The sequence below is a fragment of the Staphylococcus sp. HMSC14C01 genome (genome assembly GCF_001808085.1).
In the GTDB taxonomy this organism is placed as follows: Bacteria; Bacillota; Bacilli; order Staphylococcales; family Staphylococcaceae; genus Staphylococcus; species Staphylococcus hominis.
Genome location: NZ_KV792038.1, coordinates 4,205 through 10,341 on the forward strand (window position 1 = coordinate 4,205; position 6,137 = coordinate 10,341).

At 31.8% G+C, this 6,137-nt stretch carries 4 protein-coding genes and 1 pseudogene; 1 reads left to right on the plus strand and 4 read right to left on the minus strand.

Annotated elements, in window-relative coordinates; all coding sequences use genetic code 11:
- Positions 1 to 461 precede the first annotated feature (461 nt).
- Genes HMPREF3131_RS07170 through HMPREF3131_RS07185 form a run of 4 tightly spaced genes read right to left on the minus strand, consistent with a single transcriptional unit; the run spans position 462 to position 5,636 of the window.
- Positions 462 to 1,565: a mannitol-1-phosphate 5-dehydrogenase gene (locus tag HMPREF3131_RS07170; RefSeq protein WP_070436583.1), complete on the minus strand. Its 1,104-nt coding sequence runs from the start codon at positions 1,563 to 1,565 to the stop codon at positions 462 to 464.
- Positions 1,565 to 1,999, minus strand: a complete 435-nt coding sequence (locus tag HMPREF3131_RS07175; RefSeq protein ID WP_070436584.1) for a PTS mannitol transporter subunit IIA — start codon at positions 1,997 to 1,999, stop codon at positions 1,565 to 1,567. The genes HMPREF3131_RS07170 and HMPREF3131_RS07175 overlap by 1 nt, the downstream gene beginning before the upstream one ends.
- Positions 2,000 to 2,010: 11 nt before the next feature.
- Complete coding sequence (locus tag HMPREF3131_RS07180; protein ID WP_070436585.1) at positions 2,011 to 4,050, minus strand: BglG family transcription antiterminator; 2,040 nt, start codon at positions 4,048 to 4,050, stop codon at positions 2,011 to 2,013.
- 29 nt (positions 4,051 to 4,079) lie between these two features.
- A complete protein-coding gene (locus HMPREF3131_RS07185) occupies positions 4,080 to 5,636 on the minus strand; it encodes a PTS mannitol transporter subunit IIBC (protein ID WP_070436586.1) in 1,557 nt (518 codons plus the stop codon).
- A gap of 189 nt (positions 5,637 to 5,825) precedes the next feature.
- On the opposite strand from HMPREF3131_RS07185, the pseudogene HMPREF3131_RS11035 reads away from it, so the two are divergent.
- Positions 5,826 to 6,137: pseudogene (locus tag HMPREF3131_RS11035) on the plus strand (transposase); the annotation flags it as partial.

Below are 6,137 nucleotides of genomic sequence, written 5' to 3' on the forward strand. Positions count from 1 at the left end.
GAAACAGAAGAATTGTTAAAGATGTATTCCAATTATATTAATATGAATAAACCAAATAAATTTAAAAAGAAGTAGTTGATCACGTCAACAAATCTTGGCGTTTCACTTGAAGAAGATAATAGACAAGATCCCTATATAGTATCATTACAAGCAAAATAGCTAGTAGGATAATCCTTCAGCTATGCTGAATACCACCAAAGGTGGTACTGGATTTCCTTACGCTCATGTCAAATACTCTTTCAGAAGACTCTCGTGTTTGTAATATTTTCAAAAACAAAACGTACTTGAAGACAAAAGTGGCTATTCTTTTCTTTACTTTTTACTTTAAGTGCTTGTTTTTATTTTTAAAATAATCATCGTTAGTAAAATGATTGGAGATAAAAAAAGAAAGAGGCTGGGATATAATTCCTAGCTTCTTCCTTTCTTTAATTTTAATACTAATTTGTTGTAAATTGCATTAATTATAAACCATTATATACTTCAATGATTTCATTCGCTAACTGGTCATCTACTTTTGCGTATTCTTTTAAGAATGATTTTTCTCCATGAGAATCGATATAATTTCTCATTTCTACAGTTTCTTTGTCATTCATATCATCATATTTTAATAATAATGAGGCAGCTTTCAATAAACCTTTACGAGTTAAATCATTTTCATATAAATAAGTTAATGGTTTAATAATACGATCTTTAGATCCAATTTTACGAATTGTTCCACGACCCACACGTGTCACGTCATCAGATAAGTATGGATTTTCAAAACGTCCAATTATTTTATTCACGTAGTTTGACTGTTCTTCTTTATTAAAGTCAAAGTTATCTGTGATATATTGACTTGTTTCACTTAATACTTCATGCAATTCTTGCTTAATAGTGTTATCTTTAATTGCATCTAGTACAGTGTCTTTACCATAAAATTTGCCGGCATAGGCTAATAAGGCATGACCAGTATTAACTGTTAATAACTTACGTTCAATATAAGGTGTTAAATCATCTACGTATTTAATATGGTTTAGTTCTTTACCATACCAAGCATCTTTTTCAACAACCCACTCGAAGAAAGGTTCAACCATTACATCTAAGATATTTTCATTTTTTTGAAGTGGAACGATACGGTCTACTGCTGAATTTGCAAAATGGATATGATCTCCTAGTGGACCTGTAATATCTAAAATTGCTTCTTTGAGTGTATTTGTCGCCATAATGGCATTTTCACAAGCAACAATATTTACATGATTTTCTTTTTCTTTTAAAAATGGAGCAAATGATTTTGCAATAATTGGAAGAATATTGACACCTACTGCAGTTGTAATAATATCAGCATCAAGAATTGCTTGTTTTAATTCTTCAGAAGGTTTACTACTATTAATTGCTTTTACACCTGTGACTTGTGATGTAGTTTTATCTTCATTTGCAAGGATCACTTTGTATTCATGTTCATTATCTAATGCATTAATAATGTCGTCATTCACATCTGCGAATGTAACTTCTACATTATTGTCAGATAAGATATAACCAATAAATCCACGTCCAATATTACCAGCACCAAAATGTACAGCTTTCATTATACATCTGCCTCCTCGAATACTTGTTTAATTTCTTCAGCCGATTTTGCGTTTACAATACGATCTACGTTATCTTCTTCACTAAATGTAATTGCAATTTTAGAAAGTAAATCTAAATGTTCACCGTCTTTACCTGCAATACCTACAACTACTTTTACTTCTTCACCATTCCAGTCAACACCTTTAGGAATTTGAAGTAATGTTAAACTAGAAGCAATGACTTCGTCTTTCGCTTCATCAGTACCATGAGGAATAGCTAAGCCATTACCCATAAATGTTGAAACAACATTTTCACGATCTTTCATTGCTTGGATATAACCTTCTTTAACTGCGCCACTATCAACTAATGCGCGTCCTGCTTTTTCAATTGCCTCATCTTGATTACTTACAGATACATTTAAAAAGATGTTGTTATTACTAAATAATTCACTCATGTTTTACACTCCTAAATTAATTGTTTTTTTATTCGTTTTAAAAAACTGTTTCTTAAATTGTGTTTTAATTGTTCGGGTTGCTTCATAAAGTCATCGATATGGTCTAAGTGATGACCTAATTCAGCAGATAGTTCCCCAACTAACTGTGCCATTTCGTCGTTGTTTGGAATAAATAAACCGATTAAATATTTAATTTTAAATAGGTCATTATGAGCATTTTGCATCGTGATTGCTTGATCTAATATCGTAATTACAATCAAAGGATGCTGAATTAAATCGTCTTTTAAATGTGGAATAGCGATAGGATAGGGTTGTAATACCCATCCAGGATTTTGATTTAATTTATTCTGTAACAACTCAGCGAATGACGGTTGGGTGCCTTGTTGAATGGCACCATATTGTGCTAAGTAATCGGCTAAATATTGATTCCAATTATTTACGTCTTTGTATTCAATATGCATAGAGCTAAGTAGATTAATTCCTATTTCTATGCTTGATATGATTTGTTCTGCGTTTTGAATTGTGTCTACTTGCTCATGAGTTATCTTTTGTTTTTCGAATGTTTGATTTAATTTTAAAAATGAAGCCACATATTTTAAGTCAGCTTCTGGTAGTAGGGGATTAACAGTAATATAAGATTGTTTTATATCTAATTTTACTGTAGAGATAATCCCGTCAAATTCCTCTAGATTTAAATGTTTTAAATCACTTACAGAAGCCTGCGTGGTACTTTGAATATCATTGAATAACTGCTGTAAACGGGTTGATAAAATACGACTCGTTCCAACTCCACTACTACATACAACCAGTACTTGTAAATGGCGTTGAACTTCTTGATGTTTTAGAGCACCACCAAAGTGTAAGACAATAAAGGCTATTTCACTGTCTGGAAATGTTAAGTTTGGCCAAGTCTCACTTATTGCCTTTTCTACAATATTAAAAAGACGTGTATAGTTCTGCTTAATCATTTCAGTAAGAGGATTATACGTTTCAATATTCGCCTCTAGCCTATTAATAGCTGGATTAATATGAAGAGCTAATCCTTGTACAAGTGTTGGATAATCATCAAAATGCTGATTTAACAATTGTTCAACACGATTAACAAAGTTTTGAATGACTCGATCATCAAATTCACTGTTTTCAAATTCTCTAGAAGTTGAACGACGTTGCGCGCCACGTAAATGAATCGTTATAAATGCGATTTCAGGAACGGTAAATGTTATATCATAAATGGTTTCTAATCGCTTTGAAATTTCTGTTGCGACTTGATGTTCTAACGTCTTTTGAATTGAGTTATAGATATCATCATCTATAGAAACATATTCATGATTTTGAATCCGAGAGATACTTAACATAATATGAACAGTTAGAGTTAAGTAACTTGCTTCTGTTAGTGAATAAGGCAGTTCTTCTAAGTAATCCATTAGGATACGCTCAATTTTAAAAATCTCTTCTAAATTAACAAATGAAGCCTGCGATGAATTAATAGATTGGTAAACGAAATGATTCTCAATAACTGAATATACGCTTGTACTGTTAAGATTATTTACCATTAATTGACTTAAAAATTCACGTTTCTTAGACTCCGGTCCTTCTAAATAAACACCTTCTCCTCTTTTTCTTTGTAAGGTAAGTTGATAACTAGGTAGTTCATCTTCTAACTCATCTAATAACTTTGTTAACGCTTGAACCGATACACTTATTTCTTGAGCTAGACTAAATTGTTTTACAGCAAATTTGGACTGAATTAACGCATACAATATAATCGCTTTTTGCTCTTCAACAGTTAAATCGACGGTGGTATATTCAATAATGGCATCTTTTAATGTTTGTAAATGGGATGGTGTCCCAATTAAACGGATGCCCTTTTTATTTACACGTTCGAGTGTAATATAAAAGCTGTTAAGATATTCTTCAATATGCTTCAATTCACGATGTATAGTACGAGAGGATACACCAAGTTGTTGAGCAATTTCAGAAATGGTTACATATTGACTGTAGTACTTAATTAACAGTTCAATAATTTCTTTTTCTCGTGTACTCATTAACATTGTTGTACCCCCTTATTTGTAATATTTAGTTAGTCTTTATTTTTGTCTTTTTTTAAGCTATTTAATAATTCTTCATATCTAGGTGAATTTAAGAAATTATCAACAGAAATATGAATTGCATTTGGTGTTTGTTTAATCGCACGATCTGTTAAAGTTTTTTGTGTAATTACAAGTTGTGCATCACTAGGCAATTGGTTAATTGCTGTATTTGTTACATTAATATCTGTAAGCCCTGCTTTCTTAAATTTGTTTCGTAACATGCTTGCTCCCATTGCGCTAGAGCCCATACCGGCATCACATGCAAAGATAACATGATTTATCTTACTATAGTCATGTGCATTGACGTCTTCAGTATTATAATTATCAAGTAATTGTTCTTCTGATGACTCATTTGATTCGCTTTTATCTTCTTTATTTGATGATTGAGTAGTTGTGTTTGCAGTGCCACTGCCAGTAGTTTCACCAGTTAATTTAGAAGAAACGTTTGATTTTTTACCTTTTGTTGATTCCATTTGCGCTGTAGCTGCTTCTAAGTCTTGTTTAGGTTCTTTCGTAAACTTCATAATTAAAGCTGCAACGATGAATGATACAAGTGTTGCTAATACTACACCTAATAACATGTGTAAGAATTCTCCTCTAGGTGCATTTAAACAGTACACAATAAATGATCCTGGAGAAGCTGGACTTTTAAAACCAAATCCAGTTGCTTGATAAGTTGCTACGCCAGTCATACCACCTAAGATAACTGCTAGGAAAAGAAGTGGACGCATTAACACATATGGGAAGTAAATTTCATGTATACCACCTAAGAAGTGGATAATACCAGCACCATATGATGTTGCTTTTGCTGTTCCTTTTCCAAAAAGCATATAAGCTAATAGAATACCTAAACCTGGTCCAGGATTAGATTCAATCGTGAATAAAATAGATTGACCAGCATGGGTTACTTGATCAGCACCAAGTGGTGTGAAAACACCATGATTGATTGCGTTATTTAGGAATACTATTTTAGCCGGTTCAACAATAATACTTACAATTGGTAATAAATGTAAGTGCACTAAAAATTCAACTGCAACTGATAAAATATGCATAATGAATTTCATTAATGGAGCTAAAAGTTCAAAACTTAAAATCGTCATAATGAAACCAAGAATACCAGCTGAGAAATTATTGAATAACATTTCAAAACCTTGTGGTGTTCTAGGTTGAATAATTTCATCTGTTTTCTTCATTAGCCACCCTACTAATGGCCCCATAATCATAGCCCCGAGTAACATTGGTGTATCAGGTAATGCTACAATAACTCCCATTGTAGATGTAGCGGCAATAATACCACCACGTAATCCATGAATAAGACGACCACCACTAAAAGCAATTAGTAATGGAATTAGATACGTAATCATTGGTCCTGCTAATTGAGATAACTGTTTATTTGGAAACCAACCATTATCGATAAAGATCGCAGCAATAAAACCCCAGGCGATAAATGCACCGATGTTCGGCATAATCATACTACTAAGAAATGAACCAAACGCTTGAATTTTACGACTGAATCCTTTTTTCTCTTGTGCTTCTGCTTGAGCCATAATGACACCTCTTTTTCTATTTCTTTGTTAACTTAATTGTAAACGCTAAAAGTAAGCGCATACAATATAAAGAAAAATCAGATTTGTCATAATAAGTGTGACAATTTTGATTTAGAGTAGTGAATAGTATAATTTATGACATAACTTATAAATCATAAAATGAATTTATAAAGTAGATACACTCTTATACCGCTTATAACCTACGATATGTTTATAAAAGATAAAACTAAAAAATATAAAAGCGACATCTTTAACACTCAAAATTGGGATTATGATGAAATTAACGATGAATACATTTGTCGAAACAATAAGCGATTAAGTTTTAAAAGATATATCTATCGTCATAATAAATATGGTTTTAAACAGGTCTTTAAATTATATGAATGTGATGATTGTTCAGAATGTCCTCTAAAACACCAATGCATGAAGTTCAATTTAAAAATGAATAAAAAGCTTTCATAACCAAAAACAAAAACATCTACAGTCAAAGAAAAATTGATG

Coding starts and splice junctions, on each gene's coding strand:
- HMPREF3131_RS07170 (WP_070436583.1), bottom strand. CDS start 1,565: ATGAAAGCTGTACATTTTGGTGCTGGTAATATTGGACGTGGATTTATT.
- HMPREF3131_RS07185 (WP_070436586.1), bottom strand. CDS start 5,636: ATGGCTCAAGCAGAAGCACAAGAGAAAAAAGGATTCAGTCGTAAAATT.
- HMPREF3131_RS07180 (WP_070436585.1), bottom strand. CDS start 4,050: ATGTTAATGAGTACACGAGAAAAAGAAATTATTGAACTGTTAATTAAG.
- HMPREF3131_RS07175 (WP_070436584.1), bottom strand. CDS start 1,999: ATGAGTGAATTATTTAGTAATAACAACATCTTTTTAAATGTATCTGTA.